This window comes from Acinetobacter sp. YH01008, from assembly GCF_013420435.1.
GTDB lineage: Bacteria > Pseudomonadota > Gammaproteobacteria > Pseudomonadales > Moraxellaceae > Acinetobacter > Acinetobacter pseudolwoffii.
This window is the reverse complement of the sequence record NZ_VOYD01000015.1, coordinates 52,938-75,752: the sequence shown is the minus strand read 5'-3', so window position 1 is coordinate 75,752 and position 22,815 is coordinate 52,938. Positions and strand designations below refer to the sequence as shown.

Annotated in this window: 22 protein-coding genes; 11 read left to right on the top strand and 11 right to left on the bottom strand. The window is 44.8% G+C overall.

Going from position 1 to position 22,815, the window contains the following annotated elements; translation table 11 throughout:
• Positions 1 to 701: 701 nt before the first annotated feature.
• Positions 702 to 1,352: an orotate phosphoribosyltransferase gene (gene pyrE, locus FTT75_RS10030; RefSeq protein ID WP_159138390.1), complete on the bottom strand. Its 651-nt coding sequence runs from the start codon at positions 1,350 to 1,352 to the stop codon at positions 702 to 704.
• 40 nt (positions 1,353 to 1,392) lie between these two features.
• Here pyrE and FTT75_RS10025 point away from each other — a divergent pair, with 40 nt between their 5' ends.
• Both FTT75_RS10025 and FTT75_RS10020 read left to right on the top strand, forming a co-directional pair.
• Complete coding sequence (locus FTT75_RS10025; protein ID WP_180186353.1) at positions 1,393 to 2,211, top strand: exodeoxyribonuclease III; 819 nt, start codon at positions 1,393 to 1,395, stop codon at positions 2,209 to 2,211.
• Between the two features lie 463 nt (positions 2,212 to 2,674).
• Positions 2,675 to 3,025: a Spx/MgsR family RNA polymerase-binding regulatory protein gene (locus FTT75_RS10020; RefSeq protein WP_159138410.1), complete on the top strand. Its 351-nt coding sequence runs from the start codon at positions 2,675 to 2,677 to the stop codon at positions 3,023 to 3,025.
• A gap of 70 nt (positions 3,026 to 3,095) precedes the next feature.
• On the opposite strand, the gene FTT75_RS10015 is transcribed toward FTT75_RS10020, so the two are convergent.
• Positions 3,096 to 3,533, bottom strand: coding sequence for a DUF2147 domain-containing protein (locus FTT75_RS10015; RefSeq protein WP_005173279.1), 438 nt, complete (start codon positions 3,531 to 3,533; stop codon positions 3,096 to 3,098).
• 156 nt (positions 3,534 to 3,689) lie between these two features.
• Here FTT75_RS10015 and FTT75_RS10010 point away from each other — a divergent pair, with 156 nt between their 5' ends.
• A complete protein-coding gene (locus FTT75_RS10010; RefSeq protein WP_005173280.1) occupies positions 3,690 to 4,601 on the top strand; it encodes an alpha/beta hydrolase in 912 nt (303 codons plus the stop codon).
• 62 nt (positions 4,602 to 4,663) lie between these two features.
• Here FTT75_RS10010 and FTT75_RS10005 read toward each other — a convergent pair whose 3' ends face one another.
• Positions 4,664 to 5,233: an FMN-dependent NADH-azoreductase gene (locus FTT75_RS10005; RefSeq protein ID WP_005094985.1), complete on the bottom strand. Its 570-nt coding sequence runs from the start codon at positions 5,231 to 5,233 to the stop codon at positions 4,664 to 4,666.
• 262 nt (positions 5,234 to 5,495) lie between these two features.
• Here FTT75_RS10005 and FTT75_RS10000 point away from each other — a divergent pair, with 262 nt between their 5' ends.
• Positions 5,496 to 6,692 carry a GGDEF domain-containing protein gene (locus FTT75_RS10000; RefSeq protein ID WP_180186352.1) on the top strand — a complete coding sequence of 399 codons (1,197 nt, stop codon included), beginning with the start codon at positions 5,496 to 5,498 and terminating at the stop codon, positions 6,690 to 6,692.
• Between the two features lie 31 nt (positions 6,693 to 6,723).
• Here the strand turns inward: FTT75_RS10000 and dsbD are convergent, their stop codons facing one another.
• The 4 genes from dsbD to FTT75_RS09980 all read right to left on the bottom strand — a co-directional run bounded on the left by dsbD (position 6,724) and on the right by FTT75_RS09980 (position 10,402).
• On the bottom strand, positions 6,724 to 8,532 hold the full coding sequence (gene dsbD / locus FTT75_RS09995) for a protein-disulfide reductase DsbD (RefSeq protein ID WP_373686586.1): 1,809 nt from the start codon (positions 8,530 to 8,532) through the stop codon (positions 6,724 to 6,726).
• 53 nt (positions 8,533 to 8,585) lie between these two features.
• Entirely contained in the window at positions 8,586 to 9,341 is a 756-nt protein-coding gene (locus FTT75_RS09990; protein ID WP_100354946.1) for a transporter, read from the bottom strand.
• A 21-nt stretch (positions 9,342 to 9,362) separates the two neighbouring features.
• Complete coding sequence (locus FTT75_RS09985) at positions 9,363 to 9,905, bottom strand: hypothetical protein (protein WP_100354947.1); 543 nt, start codon at positions 9,903 to 9,905, stop codon at positions 9,363 to 9,365.
• A gap of 128 nt (positions 9,906 to 10,033) precedes the next feature.
• A complete protein-coding gene (locus FTT75_RS09980; RefSeq protein ID WP_005094974.1) occupies positions 10,034 to 10,402 on the bottom strand; it encodes an HPF/RaiA family ribosome-associated protein in 369 nt (122 codons plus the stop codon).
• 1,125 nt (positions 10,403 to 11,527) lie between these two features.
• Between FTT75_RS09980 and FTT75_RS09975 the strand changes: the two genes are divergently transcribed.
• The 3 genes from FTT75_RS09975 to FTT75_RS09965 all read left to right on the top strand — a co-directional run bounded on the left by FTT75_RS09975 (position 11,528) and on the right by FTT75_RS09965 (position 13,719).
• Positions 11,528 to 12,271 carry an outer membrane protein OmpK gene (locus tag FTT75_RS09975; RefSeq protein ID WP_180072394.1) on the top strand — a complete coding sequence of 248 codons (744 nt, stop codon included), beginning with the start codon at positions 11,528 to 11,530 and terminating at the stop codon, positions 12,269 to 12,271.
• A gap of 75 nt (positions 12,272 to 12,346) precedes the next feature.
• Positions 12,347 to 12,874, top strand: coding sequence for a GNAT family N-acetyltransferase (locus tag FTT75_RS09970; RefSeq protein ID WP_180186351.1), 528 nt, complete (start codon positions 12,347 to 12,349; stop codon positions 12,872 to 12,874).
• Between the two features lie 116 nt (positions 12,875 to 12,990).
• On the top strand, positions 12,991 to 13,719 hold the full coding sequence (locus FTT75_RS09965; protein ID WP_100356993.1) for a hypothetical protein: 729 nt from the start codon (positions 12,991 to 12,993) through the stop codon (positions 13,717 to 13,719).
• Positions 13,720 to 13,827: 108 nt separating this feature from the next.
• On the opposite strand, the gene parE is transcribed toward FTT75_RS09965, so the two are convergent.
• Together parE and FTT75_RS09955 are read right to left on the bottom strand one after the other, a co-directional pair.
• A complete protein-coding gene (gene parE, locus FTT75_RS09960; RefSeq protein WP_100534542.1) occupies positions 13,828 to 15,708 on the bottom strand; it encodes a DNA topoisomerase IV subunit B in 1,881 nt (626 codons plus the stop codon).
• A 1-nt stretch (position 15,709) separates the two neighbouring features.
• Positions 15,710 to 16,303 carry a YqiA/YcfP family alpha/beta fold hydrolase gene (locus FTT75_RS09955; protein WP_180186350.1) on the bottom strand — a complete coding sequence of 198 codons (594 nt, stop codon included), beginning with the start codon at positions 16,301 to 16,303 and terminating at the stop codon, positions 15,710 to 15,712.
• A 246-nt stretch (positions 16,304 to 16,549) separates the two neighbouring features.
• Here FTT75_RS09955 and FTT75_RS09950 point away from each other — a divergent pair, with 246 nt between their 5' ends.
• Complete coding sequence (locus FTT75_RS09950; protein WP_100329526.1) at positions 16,550 to 17,881, top strand: hypothetical protein; 1,332 nt, start codon at positions 16,550 to 16,552, stop codon at positions 17,879 to 17,881.
• A gap of 51 nt (positions 17,882 to 17,932) precedes the next feature.
• Here FTT75_RS09950 and FTT75_RS09945 read toward each other — a convergent pair whose 3' ends face one another.
• Both FTT75_RS09945 and gshA read right to left on the bottom strand, forming a co-directional pair.
• Complete coding sequence (locus FTT75_RS09945) at positions 17,933 to 18,460, bottom strand: disulfide bond formation protein B (protein WP_005094960.1); 528 nt, start codon at positions 18,458 to 18,460, stop codon at positions 17,933 to 17,935.
• 18 nt (positions 18,461 to 18,478) lie between these two features.
• Positions 18,479 to 20,056 (bottom strand): glutamate--cysteine ligase, encoded by a 1,578-nt coding sequence (gene gshA / locus FTT75_RS09940; protein ID WP_074383841.1) that lies wholly within the window; start codon positions 20,054 to 20,056, stop codon positions 18,479 to 18,481.
• A 211-nt stretch (positions 20,057 to 20,267) separates the two neighbouring features.
• Here gshA and FTT75_RS09935 point away from each other — a divergent pair, with 211 nt between their 5' ends.
• Genes FTT75_RS09935 through FTT75_RS09925 form a run of 3 tightly spaced genes read left to right on the top strand, consistent with a single transcriptional unit; the run spans position 20,268 to position 22,724 of the window.
• Positions 20,268 to 20,807 (top strand): DUF924 family protein, encoded by a 540-nt coding sequence (locus FTT75_RS09935; RefSeq protein WP_180040755.1) that lies wholly within the window; start codon positions 20,268 to 20,270, stop codon positions 20,805 to 20,807.
• Positions 20,808 to 20,859: 52 nt separating this feature from the next.
• A complete protein-coding gene (locus tag FTT75_RS09930) occupies positions 20,860 to 21,411 on the top strand; it encodes a hypothetical protein (protein WP_180186349.1) in 552 nt (183 codons plus the stop codon).
• Between the two features lie 11 nt (positions 21,412 to 21,422).
• Positions 21,423 to 22,724 (top strand): DUF445 domain-containing protein, encoded by a 1,302-nt coding sequence (locus FTT75_RS09925; protein ID WP_180186348.1) that lies wholly within the window; start codon positions 21,423 to 21,425, stop codon positions 22,722 to 22,724.
• The last annotated feature ends 91 nt before the right edge of the window (positions 22,725 to 22,815 follow it).

Sequence of the window (22,815 nt, the reverse complement as noted above, 5' to 3'; positions counted from 1 at the left end):
CATGAAATACGGTATTCTGATGTGACAAAACCTGAATCCTGGTCGTTAAAGTGTTTGTTTGCACTCATATTTTAACTGTTAGGACTCAGGTTTTTTTTATTTAAAGCAAACTATGGGACAGCAGTGACCTTAAGGTGCTTTTTTTGGCTCTAAAGATTAACAATCTTCAAAAGTGATCGGTTGGTGATACTCTCTAAACCTATTCCAGTCATTTAAACCAGTAAATCATCTTATTTATTCTCCCCGCGTCTAAGCCTGTTACATCTGGGCCTGCATGAATCGCTAAAAATGAAAAACCCCCAGCATCCTGCCGGGGGTTTTTCGTGTTGGTTCGCTGGGTATGACTCCTGTCTTACCTTACTTTCCTTGTATTTATCTCTTGTTATTCTTTTATGGAACATCCTGTTCCTGATGAATTCATTATAGGCAATGCAGCAAAGCTGCGTATAGACGCAAACGGCTTGAACTCATGTAAGCAAATGCGTACAGAATCACTGAATATTATTGTCAATTTCCAGTATTTTAAACTGTATTCATCTACATCAAGATTGAAAGTCTTTAATATTAAAAATCTTTGAATTACAGCACTTTGACTTAGTTTTTTAAGTATTCACCCTGTATTTGCATGCTTAATTTCTACATCAATTGAACTTTAAAACAAAAAAGGAAGCTGTAGCTTCCTTTACGATAAGGATCACCGCTTAGATCCCGTATTTAACTCGATAATCTTCCATTTTAGTTAAAGCTTCTTGATCACCCTTGGTTTCCAGATAGTCCATCAAATCTTTCATGGTAATCAAGGCATGTACAGGAATCTCAAGCTCTTGCTGCACTTCCTGAATGGCTGATAAATCGCCCTGACCTTTTTCCTGACGGTCAAGTGCAACCAAAACACCTGCGATTTGTGCACCGGCATTTTTCAAGATTGTCACGACTTCACGAATCGCTGTTCCTGCTGTGATCACGTCATCAATGATCCAGACTTTTTTACCTGCTACAGAAGCACCGACTAGCACGCCACCCTCGCCATGATCTTTGGCTTCTTTGCGGTTAAAACCCCAAGGCACACTCACCCCATGATTTTGTGATAGCGCCACAGCGGTCGCTGCCACAAAAGGAATACCTTTATATGCAGGACCAAAAACCACTTCCACATGGTCACATGCCGTTAATTTTGCTGCATAGCCAGAAGCCAGCAATGTCAGGGCTTCACCATCATTCAGCAGACCCGCATTAAAAAAATAGGGACTCACACGTCCCGATTTTAAAGTAAACTCACCAAATTTAAGCACACCGCGTGATAATGCGAGTTCGATAAAAGCTTGCGGGTTAAACTGAGCTGGCGTTGGCATGAGGTGCTCCTAAATCCATTAATTAAGGTAAGACTTGCGCATGATACCAAAGAGTAGCTATCCAGGTGATCAAAAAATTCTTCGTGTCGTTTCAATTAATGTCAACGGTTTACGCTCATCGGTGAGCAAAGGGCTATTGGAATGGATGGAACAGTCGGATGCCGATGTGATCTGTATGCAGGAAAGCCGGATCACCCATGTGCAGTGGACCGATAAATTTAAACCGGAAGGCTGGTATACCCATCTATTCCCTGCCGAACGTCCAGGTTATGCCGGTACCGCAATTTATAGCCGCCTGCCCTTTGTCTCTTTAACCGATGGTCTGGGCTTTGAACTGTCAGATTCGCAAGGCCGTTTTATTGCAGCTGAATTTGATTTAGGTTTGGAGAAAACGGCCCATATCTGTTCATTGTATCTACCTTCCGGCTCATCAGGCGATGAAGCACAAGCGCGTAAAGATCACTTTCTGGAAGAATATGCCAAAATCCTGAAACAATGGCGCGATGAAAATAAATCGGTGATTGTCTGCGGTGATTACAACATCGTGCATAAACGGATTGATATTAAAAACTGGTCCGGCAACCAGAAAGCTTCCGGCTGTTTACCACATGAGCGCGCCTGGCTAGATCATATCTATGATGAACTCGGTTATGTCGATACGTTCCGCGAAGTACGCAAAGAAGCTGAACTGTATTCCTGGTGGTCAAACCGCGGACAAGCCCGAGCCAAGAACGTCGGTTGGCGGATTGATTATCAGGCCTGCTCACCAGACTGGAAAGAGCGTACCGTCAATGCCTGGGTGTATAAGGAACAATGGTTTAGCGATCATGCCCCAGTGATCATCGACTACAAACTATAAAAAAATACCTATCAATTGAGTGCACACCTGTTCACTCAATTAAGGCTTATTGCTTACATGACATGACGTATTTTTTGGGTTTATCTCGATGTCATAACAGAGCATTATAGCCTCACGGCACAGGGACATGTCAGGATGACAATATAAGGACAGGACGCCGTAGGAAGAAAATAAAACAAACTAAAACATTTAGCTTGTTTTTCATGGATGTGACAATGGACGTTGAATTGAGACCCGCATGATCAGGATGATTAAATGCGGGTTTTCTATTTCCACTGCCTAAAATTATTATTTTTTTTATTGTTGTTTTTCTGGTTAATCATTTTAAAGCGCATTGATGTCATTTTGATGACGATTCTGCCTCCCTATTTTAAATTGTTTTCTAATCATTCTATTTTGCATGGTCGACTGCTGCGAATTTGGTTAAGCTAGGCCATGATTTAAGATGTGTTAGATGGCGAATATGTTAAAAATTTACGGGATTAAAAACTGCAATTCGATGAAAAAAGCTTTTGACCTACTGACTGAGCTGGGGTTGAGCTATGAATTTCATGACTATAAGAAACAGGGCATCGATGCTGATACCATTAAAGTCTGGCTGAATGCGCTGGGTCAGGATGTGGTATTAAATAAAAAAGGAACCACATGGCGCAAACTGACTGAAGAACAGCAGCAAATGGCGCTGTCCAGTGAAGATGCTTTAATTGCCGCATTAAGCACTCATACCAGTTTAATTAAACGTCCGATCTTGGCCACGCCCACAGGTTTTATTGCCGGTTTTGATGACGCGGCTTATCGCACCTTAAGTAATTAATTATTATTCTAAATAATCCATACAAAAAAGCCTGACAGCAGTCAGGCTTTTATCTTTCTATCGAACTGGATTAGTTTGCACGAACCCAAGTCTGGTTACGGCCTAATGCTGCCACACCAATAAAGCCACGAAGCTCAAGTTTCTTGCCACCATCTGCCAGTTGGCCTTTTAGTTTGTAAGTTTTACCAGATTGCGGATCCAGAATTGAACCACTGTCATAGCTGGTACCACCTGAATTCTTAAGACCTTTCACAATGGTCAAGCCTTTGAGTGACTTGTTCTTGTACGGACCTTCACACTTGGTACAGGCATTTTCTTCACCTGGTGTTAACACAGATTGAATACTTGCTGACAACGTACCGTTCTTTTGTTCAGTAAATTTAACCATGGCCTTAGGCTGCTTGGTTTTATCATCAATGGTTTTCCAAACCGTGCCATTTAAAGGATCTGCGGCATTTGCCAGTACAGATAAGCCTAGTAGTCCTAACATAAGCGCTATTTTTTTCATTTTTCTTCATTTCCTTAGTCTGAAAATAGACCTCTGTAGTATTAAAAAGTCACAACAATTTTTCAATTTTTAGCTGTGACTATTTAGTGTAACCTTGTAAATATGGTTGGTAAATAATCTACATGATCAATAAAAGCACAAAAAGATGGAAGGAAAATGAAGATAAGCCCGTTAACAAAACAATTAATTACAGAAAGCATCTTAAAGACAGTCATTCGTGCCCCAAGCAGATTCAATCTTCCACCGAGTTCAATGCGCATTGCACTGGAGCAGATGTGCAAACTCTTTCCACAAGACAAAACCGTACAGATTCGTTCGCTACGTCTGGCGGGTCTGCGCGCAGAGGAAATTAAGCCGCAGCAAGAGTCGACCCAGCTGATTTTTCATATTCATGGCGGGGCATTTTATTTAGGCTCTTTAAATACCCATCGTGCCTTTATGACTCAAATTGCGGCTCGAACCCAGATGCAGGTACTGCATGTAGATTATCCGCTGTCACCGGAATCTGCCTATCCAGAGGCCTTGGAAGCCTTGTTTGATGTGTATAACTTATTGCTCGATCAAGGCGTTCAGGCCAAAGATATCATCCTGTCCGGTGATTCTTGTGGGGCCAATCTGGCGCTGGCCTTGGCGCTCAAATTACAAAAAGAAAACCTCCCACAAGTGAGTGGTTTGATTCTGTTGTCTCCTTTGCTGGATTTGACCCTGACCAGTGAATCGTTGCGCTATAACCAGAAACATGATGCCCTGCTGTCTCTGGAAACAGTTGAAACTGGCATTGAATATTATGTCCCGCGTGCCATCGATCGGGGTGATCCGGAAGTTTCGCCCTTTTTCGCCGATTTAAGCGGCTTGCCCCCAACTCATATTCAGGTCGGTTCCAAGGAAATTCTACTGGATGATGCCAGTCGTTTTAAGGAAAAAGCCGAACAGGCGGGTGTCGATGTGGAATTTAAACTGTATACCGGCATGTGGCATAACTTTCAGATGTTCAGTGCCTGGTTTGAGGAAGCCCAACAGGCGCTGAGCGATCTGGCAGCCTTCGCGCACCGTCTGGATCGAGATTAATTACTGTTCATCCATATAAAAAAGGCCAGCATAGGCTGACCTTTTGAGTTGTTTTTGGATATTTAGATGGCTTGAACCTGCTGCAATGCCGTCTCTAAGGCTTGTGCCTTGATCGTTTCGCCCATGTTCACGCCTTCCGCACGAATCACTTCAATATCGGTTACGCCGGTAAAGTTAAACACGGTTTTCAAAAAAGCTTCCTGAAAATCGGCAGGACTTTGCTCACCATAAACTCCGCCACGGCTGCTGGCAATATATACTTTTTTATTGCCCGCCAGACCGACAGGGCCTTGTTCGGTATATTTAAACGTACGTCCCGCCACACAGATCCGGTCAATCCAGGCTTTTAAGGTCGATGGTAAGCCAAAGTTATACATGGCCGCGCCAATCACCACGATATCTGCCTGTAAATACTGTTGCAGGATGTCTTCGCCTAATGCAGTCTGTTCTGCATTCTGACCCATTAAAATTTCAGCCGTGAGATGTGGAATCGGCTGCGCAGCAAGATCGAGATATTCAAGCTCGATGGCCTGAGCATGTTTTTGTTGTAACTGACTCACCAACGCCTGAGTCAGCTGACGCGAAATAGAGGCATCGCCTAAAATACTGGAATCAATCTGTAAAACTTTCATGGCTTCGCTCTCATCTATGGGGCTATCTAACTAATGCAGCCATTTTAAGGCTTAGGTTGCATGAAATAATTAGCACAGATAAAACACATCATTCTGAATTTAGAACAAAACCAGCTTTAATATTAGAAATTCCTATTTTGCAGACGCCTTAAATATTGTGGTTTATCAAGCGTTAAAACTTATGTTATCTTATGTAAATAAAGCTATAAATAGTCAATAAATCTTAAAAAGTTGCCATAATAATTTAAGTCAGACCGACAACATGAAGCGAATATCGCCTGTATTACAAAAAATAATCAAACACAGAATCACGAAATATCTGGTCGAAGATGAAGTCGTGATGAACTGGAGTATTCTCAAAAAGTGCATCCTGATGCTAACTTTGGGCTGCGGCGTACATCTGACCTGGCTCGGTTGGGATATCTTTGTTTTATTCAATCCAGAGTATTGGCAATATGTTCAGTTAGAACGGGTTCATACCCAAGTTATCCTGAACAGCAGCTTTTTAGCGATTTTATTGGCACTGATTTATCCCTGTTATAAATTTCAGAGCAATCCTCTGGTGGAACGTTATTTGCCCTATCTGGCAGTTGGTACTTTTGTGATTTCGCTGTGCCGTGATGCCTATGTCGTGGGGGTGATCAGCCCTGTGGCCACGACCTCCTATGTCTGTTTAATTATGGTGGGACTGGTGCTGTTTCATCGCAGGCTGGTTTATAGCATGCTGATTCCAGCATCCATTTTCCTAGGCGGATGTGCCTATTTAAGTTTCAGCCATCAATTGCCTTATTCTCCTTTATTCAACATTCAGGACAAACATTTTTATAATGCTTTCTGGCTGTTTTCAATGCTGTATTTCATTGTCCCAATTTTAGCTGTATGCATGGTGTTATTTGAAATTTTACTCAGCCAATGGCGTCATCGTGAAGAACTCATCAAGCAGCTCAGTCAGATTGATCCGCTCACCAACCTGTTTAACCGGCGCAGTATCAATCAATGTCTGGATCAGCTCAATGCTACGGCTGTACCCCATTACGCCCTGGTTCTCTTAGATCTGGATCACTTTAAGAAAATTAATGATCTGTATGGTCATCATAAGGGCGATGAAACCTTGGTTGAAGTCAGTGCTGTATTAAGCCAACAGTTACGCGAAAGTGATGTAGTGGGCCGCTTTGGCGGTGAAGAGTTCATTTTGGTGCTGAAAAATACCAGTCTGGAAAAAGCCAAACAAGTAGCAGAACGCTGCCGCAGCGCGATTCAGCAATTACAGATGATGAGTGATGAAGGTGAGCCGATTCCGGTGACTGCCAGTTTCGGAATTGCTATTTCCAAAGCCGAGTTACGCCCACAACAGCTACTCAGTCAGGCCGATCAGGCGCTTTATCAGGCCAAAGCCGGTGGACGTAATCGGGTCAAAGCCTATGCTGAGCCGGTGACTGCACAGATGCAGGTTTCTTAAACGGGTTCAGCTTTTTCGATGATTATGAATATTATAGGGTTGAGCTTTGAGCCAGACGTTGCAGCTGGGCCAGCAATTCTGCTTCGCTAAAAGCACCGGTCAAACGTAAACCGCGAATTTCCTGTTGCTGCTCATTCAGAAATAAATAGGTTGGTGGTCCCAGAATTTCCCATTGATTTAACAGCATTTGATGCGAGGCATTGTATTGGCTTAAATCCAGCTTGATCAGGAAATAAGGTGCCAGAGCCTGCTGTACCTGTGCAGATTTTAAAATACGATGTTCAATCGGCTGACAAGCGACACACCAGTCGGCATAGACATCAATCACGATCTTTTGCCCTTGCGGTGCTGTATTCAAAATCTGCTGAAATTCTGCTGCACTGCGTGCCACATGCCACTGGGCTTCTGTACTGGACTGCTCAACAAAAAACCGCTGACTATGCTGATATTGGCTATAACTGATATAAGGCAGTGCTATCATCAGACACAGGATATACAACCACCTCAAGCCAGTACGATGCCAGAAAATCCGGAACAGTACATAGGCCACAAAGGCCATGCCCAAGCCTAAGGATAACCACTGTAAAGTCGCTTCTGAAATCAGTGGGCGAATAAAATACAGTGCCAGCGCCAGCATGATAAAGGCAAAGAGCACTTTGATCTGATTCATCCAGTGCCCGGCTTTAGGTAGTACCCGTGCACCCAAAATACTGGCCAGCAGTAAAGGTGTGCCCATGCCAAAACCGAGGGTAAACAGCAGCAAGGCACCCTGCCACTGGCTTTGGGTCTGGGAAATAAACAAGAGTGCACCCGCCAACGGTGCGGTCATGCATGGCCCGACCAGCAGCGCCGAGATCATGCCCATGACTCCAGCACTGACCAAACTACCGCCCTGCTGCATGGCCTGAGCCCGATCCAGACGCTGAACCAGACGTTGTGGCAGTTTAATCTCAAACAGTCCAAACAGATTCAGGGCAAACAGGACAAACAACACACTAAACGCGATCAGGGTACCGGGTTGCTGCAACCAACGCTGGAAATTCAGGCCGGCCGAAGACGCAATTAAACCCAGCACCGCATAGACCGCGGCCATACTGCTGACAAAAGTCAGGGCGATCATCCAGGCTTTGACACCTTTGCTGTCCCGTACAATCAGCGAGGTCAGGATCGGCAGCATCGGCAAGGAACATGGGGTAAAAGCCAGCAAGATTCCTAAGCCAAAGAACAGTAACAGTCCATAACCCAAAGAGCGTTCAAGCAATTGAGCTGACCATTTTTGGTCTTGTGCCGCACCGACTGCGGGTTGCCCGCTAGGGGATGCAGAAAATGCATCTGCTGTAGATTCTGAGGAATCCGCTGTATTAAACAGGGTATTGTGTTGCAGTGATGACCCGTTTAGATCAAGTAAGCGCTTGCTTCCTGGGCCGGCAGCTTCAAATTGCACCAGACCTGACAGATCTGTCTTGAACTGAATACTTTGCGGCGGATAACAGATTCGGTCTTTGGCACAGCCCTGCCAGCTCACCTGATAGGACTGGTTGGCCTGCGTCGGAATCTGAAACTTTAACTGCTGATAATACACCTGGGTATGCCCATAGTTGTCATCATACAGATCTTTAGCAGGCGGTAATTCAAGCAATACAGGCTGATTGCCCTGCCGCACTTCAATTTTATGCTGATACAGATAATAGTTATCCGGAATCTGCCAGCTCAGCTCAGCCTGTTGCTGACTGGTAGAAATCACATGAACAGGAAAAGCCTGCTCGGCAGACAAGAGCGCTGTTTCGGCCTGAACCGGACTGCTAAACACGAGGCTTCCCAGGATGACCGGGGCAAGCATTTTGCCCCAGCTCTGGAATTGCGGGTTTCTGATCATCACGAAACTGGAGTGTCCTAGAATAAGAAGGATACGCCTAAACCTGAAAAGTAGCTTCGCTCTGTACCGTCCAGATCAACTCCCACACTGGCATCCAGCTGAACACGGTCATTAAGTGCATACATTACCCCAGTGCCAAGCGCGTATTCATTGTCGATGCTTTCAGCTTTACGGTAAATCAGTTCAGAATAGCCTGACCAGCGATCGGTGATCTGGTAGCCGATCGATGGAATCGCAGCTATGGCCCAATTGCTGTCCTGCCATTCATAACGCATAGTCAATGCGGTACTGACCAAGTCATTATATTGGTACGATACGACAGAACCCAGGCTGTAAATATCTTCTTCATTACTGAAACCGGCATTGCCTGTCGCAATAACTGCTTCGGCCAGCAAGGCCAGACTCAGTTTGTCATCATCCAGATCAATGGCTTTTTTCAGACCAATACTGACATCGCCCAGACCATCATTTTCATTCGTCTGGCCGTTGGATTTGACTTGTGACCAGACAGGGCCTTCCCAGCCCAGACGCAACTCCAGACCATCACTAAGTCCGGTACGTAACAACATATCTGCATTCAGTGTCGTTACCGTTTGCTCGCCCGACTTGCTGTAGCGGGCTGTGGGCAAACCTTGCTCCCAGGCAACATTTCCAACCGGGGTAATGCCTGTACTCAGACCTTCACCTGGTCGATCAAATTCAAAATCTGCTGCGAAAAGTGATGCACTGCAACCAGTCAGTGCAATTAAACCCAAAGTTTTTAATATTGTCATCTTGGTGCTCTTTATTAAAATTTAACCCAGTTCTTTGCTCATTTTTGCGCCATGACTACGCAAGAGTTCTAGCGTCTGTTTTTCTTCATCCAAGGCTTCTGACCAGTTAATTTCATCAAAATCACAATCGAAGAACAGGTCACTGATCGAAGATAAAATGGTCATGCCATCTTCATCTTTGCTATTTGGATCAACTTTTTCATCGAGTAAACGCTGCACGGCAGGTGCACATGCGGCACTTGCAGCATCCCATAATGGGCCATAAATTTCTTCTGCATCCCAGAGATGCAAATTCACTTTGGCCTGGATCAATTCTTCCAGAATTTGTAAATGTACAGCCAATCGTGCCTGTTTTTCTTCAGCTGAAAGTGGTGTGCCGGCTTCATATAACTCGCATACCTCTTCCCACCATTTAAATAAACCATCTGACCAGACCGAAATTACCGGGCCTTTGTCATGATCAATAAAATTTGGATTGAGTCCATCTGCCAAAAGCTGCTTTACCTGATCCAGATTTAATTCTTCGAGTGCTTGCACAAAAATTTGTTGTTGCGCAGTTAACATGATGGAGCTCACTTTCATTCGTTTTCGACTATTATGCCGAATAACGTGCGGCTTTGTTGCGCTTCTCACTATTATATTTTTGTTTCATACAAAAAAAGCCCCGCAGGGCTTTTTAAAATCGGTCAGCATTACTCGTCAATCTCTGCTGCAGTATCTGTATCTGCCAGTGCTAAGGCACCAGGACGAACATTGTCTTTTTTCTCAATCACATGTTCCAGACTGCGTTTTAGCCGGTCAATCGCACCACGAATGGCAGTATCCACATTGTGAGCGCGATGATTGACGACCACGGGTTTTAACCCTGCAGGACGCGCTTCTATCATGCAGCGAATATCATCATCACCGCCTTTGGCGCCATTTTCATCACTGAGATGGACTGAAAAATGAGTAATACGCTCGCTATGGCGCTGGAATTCTTGATTTAATTCTTCACGTACATAATCAATTAAACGCTCGCTATTCTGAATGTGTTTATCTGTACGAAGTTCAATATTCATAAATTACCATCCTCAATCTTTGTAACTTTTTGAGTGCAAAAATTTTTATCTTGGCACGTTTGTAGCTTGCTGTTTCGCATCGCATTTCACTTCTTCAAATGATTGGAATTACACCCTCCACTTTGAATGATGAACACATTTTTGAGTCTGCAGAACCGTGTCCTTATATCTCGAATATCAGCCCTATCTTGAAAATATGCAAGTCCTATTTTGGCTTTTTAGCAAAAGAATAATGGATTGTGACAACTGTTTACTCAGCTTAAAATAGGGTTATTGACCTCTCTCAATTACATTATCGTTCACATGATTTCATCAAAAATTGATAGCGAAATATTCTTATAAAAAAGTACAAATAACATCCAGATCACTCTGTTCATGAGCTGAAATAATGGCAAAATCTGAAGAGTTTATCTGAAAATCTCAGGAGCAATAATCAGGTGGATTTTCTGGAAAATATAAGCGTGACAAGCCTTACAATGATCCTTCTCTCTGCTAGGCTAGTGATTGTTTTCTACTCTTCTTAAAGATTTTCAAAAATTCTTATCTCTTCCCCTAAACACAATGTTCTTATGGATTTTTGTATGCAGGAAATGACCGGTCAGGATGATTTCTCCACAAGCCAAACAGTTTAATAAATAAACAAAAAACTTTGATTAAAGCTTGAATTTATTACACAAAATAAACAGGAATTTTAAGATTTTGGCAGCTAGAGTTGCTTAAATACCGGCCAAATAGCTTCATCGAGCCAAACATCTTCATGCTTTTTAGCAAAATATTCGCTCTAAAAATACATCGCTATTGTGCTTTCTCTTTTGGTTGAATGATGAGATGGCAATCTTGCAAACTCAAAATACTAAAAAAACAGTGAGATTTAAATTCGATTGAACAGAGTTTCAGCTTTTTTATTTCAATAAAGCTTTCTTGATTTTTATACCACCTGATTTAAATTTTTTTTAATAATAATGACTTAAAAACTCATCTCTTATTTTCGGAAATGCCTATCGATGAGACCAAATATTTCCTCATGCTGAAGACTTGGAGATATTTAGGTCAGCGATCAATTTTAACTTTATTTTTACGCATTAATCTGTATGCTTACTCTGCTTTCTTGGGGGAGAGATTTAAATGAAATTGACACAACTCGCGGCACTTTGTGCATTGGCTACCACTGCAACATTTACCCAGGCAAAACCAATCTGGCAAGACTTTAGCCTGACCGGCCTTTATGGTGAAAACTATAAAGTACCATTTCCAACTCAAGATGAAAAAATTGAGCAAAGCACAGTTACTGCTGAATATGCCGCTGGTTTTAAATATGGCGATTTCTTTGCCTTTGCGGATCGTACCAACAATGATCCAAATGGTAACGAAACCTATTTTGAAGTTGCACCACGTTTAAGCCTTGGCGCAGTAACTGGCCAGAAACTTGAACTGGGCCCTATCACAGACGTATTAATTGCAACGACTTGGGAAGGCAACAGTGCTCAGGACAGTGATTTTAACAACTACCTATATGGTATTGGTTTTAATTTAGCGATCCCTTATACCAACTATGCAACCATCAACTTCTACAAAGCAGAAAATGATCTTCAAGAAGATGATTATCAAATGACCATTACCTATGCCGTGCCATTTAAAATTGGCGGTGAAGAATTTCTGGCAGATGCTTTCCTGGATTGGTCAACTGCTGAAGGTCCTAATCATAAAAGCGAATTAAACTGGACGTCTCAATACAAATGGAATGTGGGTAAACACATTTCTCCAGAGACTAAGCTTTATGTGGGTGTTGAACATTCAGTTTGGAATAACAAGTTTGGTACAAATATTGATCAGCATGATGTCAGTGCACTTGTGAAGTATCACTTCTAATTGTTGTATGATCAAAGGCAGAACTTCGGTTCTGCTTTTTTTCATCCCTTATTCAAGCCAAACTAGAACAAAAATATGCATCATTTTCAAATTCGACATGCCACCAAGCATGATCTTGAAACCATCCTCGAGATTTATAATCAAGAAGTGCTACATGGCACTGCGACCTGGAACAGAACAGCCTTTGATTTGAACTATTTCAAAATCTGGTTTAAGCAGTTGAAGAATCAAAATTTCCCAGTTTTTGTGGTTGAAGATAGACGAGATCAGCGTGTTGCTGGCTATGCCTGCTATGACCAGTTTCGTAGTATTCAAGGCTTTCAACACACGGTAGAACATTCAGTTTTTCTAAATCCGGATTATGCAGGACAAGGTCTGGGTTCTATCTTATTAAAGCATTTAATTGAAGAGGCTCAAGCACAGCAATTGCATATCATGGTCGCAGCGATTGATTCAGAAAATATCTCATCGATTCGCCTGCATGAAAAACTGGGCTTTGTGCAAAGTGCTTATATGCCGCAAGTTGGACAAAAGTTTGGTCAATGGCGCGATCTGGTGCTATTACAACTGAATTTGGAGCAGGCCGAAGTAACGACTCTTTAAATCTCCTGTTATTTAGACCGGCTTCTCTTTTATTAAACTGGTATCGAAACAGACACTCTATTTACTTCCAAAGCTGGCTATGTTTTATTCAGATCAAAGCCGTCCAGAGTAAAACAATGTATAAATCTCTATGTTGTATTGGTATTTTAACTTTAAGTACACTAACTTTTGCCGATTCAGATTTTGAAAAAGAACTTCGTACAAGCTGCAGCAAAGTGAAGAGCTACGCCAATAATGGCAAAAAATTCTATGATCAAAAACACTATCAACAGGCCATAGCACAATTTAAGCAACAAGCTGCCTGGTCATCTTTTTGTGAAATGAACCGGGATGAAGCTAAAACCTCTTTCTCTGAACAAGCCATTACAACAGCATTTAATAATGTGGGTTTAAGCTATAGCAAACTTGGCAAGCCTCAATGGGCACGTGCCTGGTTCTCCGTTTACCCCGATGCTAAAAGTAGTCAGTTTAATTTAAAACAGCTTCCTCCACCTAAAAAGGACACTCAACTTGCAGGTACTTATGTACAGCATGCCGGTTTTGGTGCCTGGAGTACGCTGAAAATTGTCAAACAGCAGCAACATTATGCGATCGAATATGAAGGTCTCTATATGGGCTTACGCAGTTTGATTTATGGACCAAATCTAGGTGGATTTAATACCACGATGCCACTGAATAAAACACAGGCACAATATCGCTCTGAAGACTGCAAAATCGATATCTCTTTCGGCTTTGATGCCAAACTCGGAAGTCGTGCAGTGCTTAAGCAAAATAGTGGTGATTCAGGTTGTGGCTTTGGGCATAATGTTTCAGCGGCAGGAGTTTTCTTAAAAGTAGAGAATTAATCGGTTTCAGATATAAAAATATCAGCACACAGATCGAAAAAATAGGGCTTAGATTCAAGCCAGCAAAAAGCCCGCAGTTGCGGGCTCTTGATCTAAAAAAGAGTGCTATTACACAATAATATCTGCCAGATTGCCTTTTTGCTCTAACCATTCCTTACGGTCACTGGCACGTTTTTTCGCAAGTAACTTATCCAGTAAACCTGCGGTAAAATGACTATCATCCAAATCCAGCTGCACCAAACGGCGTGTATTTGGATCTAAGGTCGTTTCACGTAACTGGCTGGCATTCATCTCGCCCAGACCTTTGAATCGGGTAATTTGCGGATTTTTGCTTTTGCATTTTTTCAAAATACCATTGAGCTCGTCATCATCCAGGGCATAGTGCACGTCTTTGTTGTCATCAATCCGATACAAGGGCGGCATGGCAACGAATAAATGCCCTTCTTCCACCAAGGTCGGGAAATGCTTGACGAACAGGGCACAGAGCAAAGTTGCAATATGCAGACCGTCGGAATCGGCATCGGCCAGAATACAGATTTTGCCATAACGTAGCTCGGACAGGTCATCTGAACCCGGATCGACACCGATCGCAATCGCGATGTTATGTACTTCTTGCGATGCCAAAACTTCATCCGAAGAGACTTCCCAAGTGTTTAGAATTTTACCGCGAATGGGCATGATCGCCTGGAAGTTTTTATCACGCGCCTGTTTGGCAGAACCACCCGCAGAATCGCCTTCCACAATAAACAGTTCCGACTGATCCAGATCATGTCCAACACAGTCGGATAATTTACCCGGCAAGGTTGGACCGGCCACAATTTTTTTACGTTCTACTTTTTTCGCGGCTTTTAAACGGCGACCCGCTTTAGAAATGGCCATTTCAGCCAGTTGCATCGCGATATCAGAATTCTGGTTTAGCCAGAGTGCAAATGCATCTTTGGCAATATTCTGCACCGTACCTGAGGCTTCACGACTCGACAGACGCTCTTTGGTTTGTCCCGAGAACTGCGGCTCCTGGAATTTCAGCGACAGAATATAGTTGACACCATCCCAGACATCTTCCGCAGAGAGTTTCATATTACGCGGCAACAGATTACGCAGCTCACAGAATTCACGCATCGCATCGGTCACGCCTGAACGTAAACCATTGACATGGGTACCGCCCTGCGCGGTCGGAATCAGGTTGACATAGGACTCCTGAATGCTATCGCCGCCTTCTACATTCCAGCAAATCGCAAACTCGGCACTGGCACGCTCAGCGTCACCTGTTGCAACAAAAGCCGGTGCAGGAATGATTTCACGATCCTCAAGCTCATCCATCAAATAGTCGACCAGACCATTTTCAAACTGCCAGCTGATCTTTTCGTCATTGATCTGGTCAACATAATTGATCTGTAAGCCCGCAGCCAAAACCGCTTTGGCTTTGAGATTATGCTTTAAAGCTTTTAAGGCAAATTTGGGTGAATCGAAGTATTTGGTTTCAGGCCAGAAATGTACCGTAGTTCCCGAGGCGCGTTTAGGCGCCTTGCCTGCCAGCACTTCAAGTGGAGCCGTCGGCTCACCATTTTCAAAGGCCATTTTATACAGGTTGCCCTGACGCTGAACTTCAACTTCTACACGGGTCGAAAGCGCATTGACGACTGAAATCCCCACGCCATGCAAACCACCGGAAAACTGGTAGTTATCGGTGCTGAACTTACCACCGGCATGCAGTTTGGTCATGATGATTTCAATACCACTTTGACCATATTCGGGATGAATATCGACTGGCATACCACGACCGTTATCTTCGACAGATAATGAACCATCTTTACAGACCGTGACGGTAATCTTGTTGGCATGTCCGGCCAAGGCCTCATCGACAGCATTATCAATCACTTCCTGCGCCAGATGGTTCGGACGAGAGGTATCGGTATACATGCCCGGACGACGACGTACCGGATCCAGACCAGATAAAACTTCAAGAGATTGAGCCGTATATTGAGACACGTTATTCGGTTTCCTTTTTTATGCAGTCCAACAAAAACTGTAAGAGCAGCGGAATTTTCTCCGCAAAATCATCCATCCCGTGACTGCCATTTGCTTCGGTCATCAGCATTGCAGGGGGACGCGCAGCACTATAATAACGATGTGCTTCACGATAATCCAAAACTTCATCGCCTTGTTGCAGCAGAACCAGCATTTTGTCTGCATCTTGTGCAACTGGCAGGGCCAATTGTTGCAGTTGCAGCAGATCTGCATCATCCAGACACCAGTTCGGATGCACCTGCAAAGGCAGTTGCTCGTCAAACAGTTCACGAAACAGTTGCCATGGTCGCATTGCCGGATTAATCAGTACAGCAGGCACAGCATGCTGTGCGACCAGATATGTCGCATAGAATCCGCCGAGACTGCTGCCCACTAGCGCCACATCTTGCATTGACTGAATCCGCTCGGAAAGCTGCTGAATCGCAGCCAGTGGCGACATATTTAAATCAGGCAAATGCACCTGAACCCCGGAGTATTTTGCACAGTAGTGTTGCAGCAATGTCCCCTTGATCGAGTAGGCATTACTTTTAAAGCCATGCAAATAAATAATATTCATGAACTACCAACAAAAAACCCATTCATCATCAAAATTTAATTTAAAAAATGTGAAGTACACTACAATATCAGACCCGTTAATTACTTAAATTGTCTGACAAAAAAGCCCGAAGTATTCTGTAATTCTCGCTATTTTAGAATGAAGGCCTCAATATCTGGAAACTCGACAAGAAAAAGAATTTATACCGCGAAGTTCTTTAAAAAGAAAGATGACAAATCATGCGGCTCATTGAAAGGACAGCATCAGATGCCAAGTTTGACACCGTTACATGAAACCTATTGTCGCTGGGACCGAACCCCACCGAGTCAGGCCGATGTACTGGAAGGTCTGGCGCAGCTGGTGACGACGCGCTTTAACGACGTGATTCAGGAACTGATCAAAAGTATTCAACGTGAAATTTTAATGAGTATTTTTGGTTTAAGTGAAAATAATTCACAAAAAATTCAGAATATTCCGTCGATTGCCCGGCTCTATCAAATGTCCTATGACATGCTGTTTCATTATGGCAATACCCTGATTGCACCCGGTCTACGCCAGATTATTGAACGTTTTCCCAAACTGCATAATAAGCCGCTGACGCCTTCCTTGTATTTTCTGGTCAGTGCCTTAAATGGCATTATTGGGGATTATCTGCTGAAATATCAAAACCCTTTGGCCTTGCCCATGGTGATCTATGATCATTATGGCTCATTGCAAAATGGTGAGCTGAGCGGACGGATTACCCTGTTTGTACATGGCTTATGCATGAACCATTTAGACTGGTCAAATCGCAAATATGAAGGGATTGGAGAAAAATTACTGGCCCAGCGCGACCGCAATACCATGCTGTATCTGAATTACAATACCGGTCGGCGAATTTCAGCCAATGGCCGCAGTCTGGCCAATACCTTGCAGGATCTGGTCGCTCGCAATCCGAGAATTACCAGTATTGACCTGATCGGGCATAGCATGGGGGGTCTGGTCTCTCGTAGTGCGCTGTTTTATGGCAAGCAGAATATGTATGGCTGGATCAATATGGTGGAGAATCTGGTCTGTCTCGGTTCACCGCATCATGGTGCTGTTCTGGAACGTTTTGGGTTTAGCTTGCAGGACAAACTTGGACATTTCCCGCTGATCCGGCTGATTGGTCATCTGGTCAATATTCGCAGTAACGGAATTCTGGATTTACGCCATGGCAGTGTCCGTGATGATGACTGGGAGCATAATGCGCTTCGGATCGGCTTTATGGATGACAACCGTAAACCTGCCCCGATTCCCTCGCATATCGACACCTATCTGGTTGCAGGTACGATCGAATTTGAAAACCGCAAAAACAAGACCCTGCACGTGATTGGCGACTATCTGGTCAGTATCAAAAGCGCTTTGGGCGAGCATCCCAATCCGCGTTTCCAGCTCAAAGTTCCGGATGCCCACAAGGCTATTTTCTATGGCTTGAACCATTTCGAGATTCAATATCATCCGCTGGTCGCCGAACAGGTGGCACGCTGGTTCTATCCAAGTGTAGAAGATGAAGCCTTTGATCAAATTCGTGAATATACAATTGATCTGGAAAGTCTGGAAGGTATTGCCCTGACTTAACTTTCAGCGCATTAACAAGCCCTCAATTGAGGGCTTGTTAATGCGAACTTATTAATATTTATCTCTGAGCCGTTTAACCGGTGCAGTTTTATATTTGCGCAGCAGTTGCCATAGACTGACCAGCAATAAAATACTAAAGAAGATCAGAGACCAGACCGGCAAAGATTGCCCCAAGAAAGTCCAGTCAATGGTGGCACACTCGCCAGAACCATTGAGTACCTGTTGCAACACTGACTGCATTGGCAAGGTTTCCAGCCAGTATTCCAGGCCAGGACCACAACTCGGCACCTGATCCGGTGGCAGATTCTGTAACCAGACATGCCGGGCAGCAACGCCCACAGACCATAAAATACTCAGCGAACCTAGCAAGGCATAGAGCCGCTTCATGATATTGGATTTAGGGTTATGCAGACATGCGATGAGTGAGATGATCCCCAGTCCAATTAATCCCACACGCTGAAACACACAGAGTGGACAAGGCGCCAGGCCCTGTACATGCTCAAGATATAAGGCAAATGCCATTCCAATGACAGCAGCCAAAAATAACATACCACTCACGAAGCGATAACCCCATTGCATGGTGAATCCTCTTATTTTTTATCGATATTGGGCTAAATAATCAGCAAAACTGACGCTGCTATCTTGCTCGAGTTGCTGTTGTTGCTGCAATGACTTTTGTGACATTTCTTCAAAATAAGCCAGTGTTTCCGGGCTAAGCTGGTGTGCTTCATAAACACTGCTATGTTGCTGAGCCAGATGCTGGCCAAAGTGCCACATACTGCCTTGAGTGCGTGTATCGCCCACCACCAGGGCAGATAAAGTTGCATCAACTTCATCGACCCGGATCTGCATCATCTTCATGGCATTGCTATACAGGTCGGTTGCATAGGTCTGATTGAGCAGCTCGGCCAGAGGCTGCATGCGTTGCAGATGTATGGCACACCAGTCTTCAATCGGATAGCATTGACCATCTGCCAGAATTGCAGCATTCGGCGCACGGCCACGATTTACCACTTCGGTCTGATTCTGCTCAATGATCTCCTGCTCCTCACCGAAAAGTGCTGGACTGTCCTGCAATAAACAATACAAGGCCACCACTTCCAGGAAGCCGGCGGTGTCTTCATTGATGCCAATCGGGCTATATGGATTGACATCGACTGCCCGCAGCTCGACATAGGCAATCCCGCGATTTTCCAGCGCTTGAGATGGGGTTTCACCCTCTTGTGGCACCTGCTTCGGACGTACCAGACTGTAATATTCATTTTCGATTTGCAGCACATGATCATTGATCTGAGTCGGCTGGCCATCTGCTGCATTTAGTCCAAGACGACTAAAGGGTTTATACGGCGTTTTGACTGCTTTTTGCAGTCCTTCTAGATAGTCTTGCAAGTTATTATAGTGAATGCCGAGCTGTTTCTGGGCTGAGTTCTGGTAGCCAAATCGTCCCATACGCAATGCTGTCGCATAAGGGGTATACAGGGTGCCTTTTACCAAGGGCAATAGATGATGATCACGACCGGTCATAAAGCACTGGCAGACTGCCGGACTGGCACCGACCAGGAACATCACCAGTGGGGTCAGACGAATAAAGTTACGGATCAGCCCCATATAGCGGTGGCTGCGATAATCCTGCAGGCTTAAGTCCTTGAGTGCTTCATCCTGCTCCTGCTGCTGTAAGGCTTCGAACAGATGATCCGGGAAAGACAGGTTATAATGCACCCCTGAAATGGTCTGCATACGGCGACCATAACGCACCCCCAAGCCATGACGATACAAGGTTTTAAATAAGCCGATATTCGAGCTGCCATACTGCGCCAGCGGAATACTTTCATCGCGGCTATCCAGCATGCAGGGCATCGACATCGGCCAGAGTTTTTCCTCATTTTCCAGATGACGATGCACAATCGCGTGAATATCAGTGAGATAGTCCAAGGCTTTTTTGATCGTGTCCTGCGGCGGCGTAATGAACTCCATTAAGGCTTCAGAATAGTCTGTGGTGATATGTGGATGAGTCAAGGCTGAACCCAAGGCACGCGGATGCCCTGCCTGTGACAGGAAACCATCACTCTGCATACGTAAGCTTTCACGCTCAATACCACGCAGCATGCCTTTGATGAGTGACGACTCTACCCAGGTCGGTAACACATTTTGGGAAGTCGGTTCAGGTTGACTCATTACAATCTCGCTTAAAGGGGCTAAACTATTAAATTAAAATCATCAGTTTAATCAGTATACCGTGATTTCATGCCGGCACATGACAGGCCGCCTACTTTTCAGGCAAACTATTGATTTTTAATTTGGCAATTTTTTAACACAAACTTCCTCTATAAGACATGTGAAATTTGTGATTTTATAATTAAATGAGCAGAGGCAAACAATAAAGCATATGAATTATCAAGATTTTTTAGACTTCTGGTTTTCCCCGGCCGCAGAACCGAACTGGTTTGTTAAAAGCGCCGCCTTTGATGCCTTACTGGCTGAAAAGTTTAGTGTCTTGCATCGGCAGGCCGCACAAGGCGAATTATGGACCTGGCGAGAAACGCCAGCAGGCCGGGTGGCCGAAATCATTATCCTGGATCAGTTATCCCGTAATTTATATCGCAACGATCCACGTGCTTTTGCTCAAGATGGTATGGCTTTGGTCCTGGCGCAGGAAATGATCCAGCTAAAACTCGATCAAGCGCTTGATCCAGTCTACCGCCGTTTTTTATACATGCCCTTTATGCACAGTGAGTCAGCACGTATCCATGAAGTGGCATTGCAGCTGTTTGAAGCGCTGGATAATCCAACTGTATTGGACTATGAGCTAAGACATAAAGTGATTATTGACCGTTTCGGACGTTATCCGCATCGAAACCAGCTTTTAGGCCGGGAATCGACCGCGGAAGAATTAACTTTCCTGACCCAGCCAGACAGCAGTTTTTAAGAGTTTTTAAACCCCGCTGTCTGGACTGGATCATTGCATCAGGAGATCGAACATGAAATATACCCTCTGCGGGCTGGGTCTCATTGCGGTAGTGGGTCTGAGTGGCTGTGCAACGACACCCTCAAAGCCTTTAAGCTTTGATCAGTTAGGTCAATATAGTACCACGCCCCTCAACAGCAGCACCTATCGCATCAGCTTTCAGGCTCGTCCCAATATGAGCTTTGGTACTGCTGAAGAAATCACCCTGCTCAAAGCCGCGCAGACCACTGTACAAAATGGCTTTCAGTTTTTCAGGGTACTGAATGATCCAAGTAACCGCACCCAGCAACCACCACGGCAGGCCGTCGTCTATCCGGCACCGAGCTATTATCCCTATGGATATTACCGCCGTTATCCGGGATTCTGGCCAGATCCATTCTTTGATCGGCCTTATACTGTCACCCTGGATCCTGCTCAGGTGGCCTATACCATTGAATGCTTTAAAGCCGGTCAGGCACCCAGTGATGCTTTCGATGCGCGCTTGATTTTACAGTCACTTGGGGCTAAATATGGTCTAAGTCCATCCGGCGCACTGCTGCAACCGCAACCGGCCAATCCCTCTTGACAGGATGATCTATGCAGACAGAGCCTATCTCCCCGAGCTTACAACGCAGTAAACGTTTTGCGACCATCGCGCTGGTGGTCGCGGTACTGATCTGGTTGGCACTCATGCTTGCTGCCAAGCTGCTGCCCGAATATGTCTGGCTGATTCATATCCTGATGCTCTCTGCAGAAGCCGGTGTGGTCGGTGGTCTGGCTGACTGGTATGCGATTACCGTACTGTTCCGTAATCCTTTTGGCCGCTTGCCGATCCCGAAATTTTTACGTGACCATACCGAAATCATTCCCCGCAACAAGGCCCGTATTGCAGAGTCGATGGGCCGTTTTGTGCAGGAAAATTTTCTCTCTCCGCAAATTGTACAGCGCAGTCTGGCCAGTACCGACCTGAGTCTGGCCGCGGGGCGCTGGCTGGCCAATCCACAGAATAATGCCCAGGTCACCCAGGTGATCCAGCAAACCGTGCCTAAAGTTTTTGAATTTGTCGGGCAGGAACAGATTGCCGGATTTATCCAGAATAATAGCGTGCAATGGGTCAAGAACACCCAGATCAATACCCTGGCCAGCGAGATGCTGCGCGCCGTACTCGAAAATGATTTCCATCAGGATGTACTGCAACGCGGCCTAGACGTGGTACATGCCTGGATGACCTTACATCCTGAACAAACCCGCGAGCTGACCCGTAACCTGTTTAAGGAAATGGGCGTGTGGAAATTGGCCAAAGGTGCTAGCTGGATCGGGATTGACGTGCAGCAACGCAGTATTGATTCCGTGATCGGGCGCGTTGAAGCCATGCTGGCCGACCCGGATCATCCTTGGCGGCTTAAAATTGAGGAAACTGGACATCACTGGATGTTGCAACTGGCCGATAATGACAGTGACGCCAGCCAGCGCCTGAATGAAACCAAGGATGCCTTGCTCGATAGTCCGCAAGTGCTGAATTTTATCAGTGGTGCCGTGGTGATTTTATGTGATGCCATTAAAGAGGATTTGCAAAAACCGGATTCCGGTATTGCCGAGAATCTCAGAATTGCGATTCAGCAGGTCGGAGAAAATATTATCTCGAATGCTTCAGTACGTGAGCTGCTGAATAAACGTCTTAGCGGGATCGCGGTGGATCTGAGTGATCAGTACAGTGAAAAAGTGATTCGTTTTATTAGCGAGCGCATTCACGAATGGGATTCGACCGAAATGATCGACAAGATTGAAAATGAAGTCGGTGGTGACCTGCATATGATCCGGGTCAATGGTGTCGTGGTCGGTGCCTGTATCGGTCTGGTGCTCGGGATTATCCGGGCGGCGGTGGAGCATCTGATTTAAAAACCCTTTTCTCTTTGATACAGCTTGGCTCTTCAACAGATTCAGGCTGTTTGGGGACAGAATAAAATCAGCCCAACCTTAAAAATAAAAC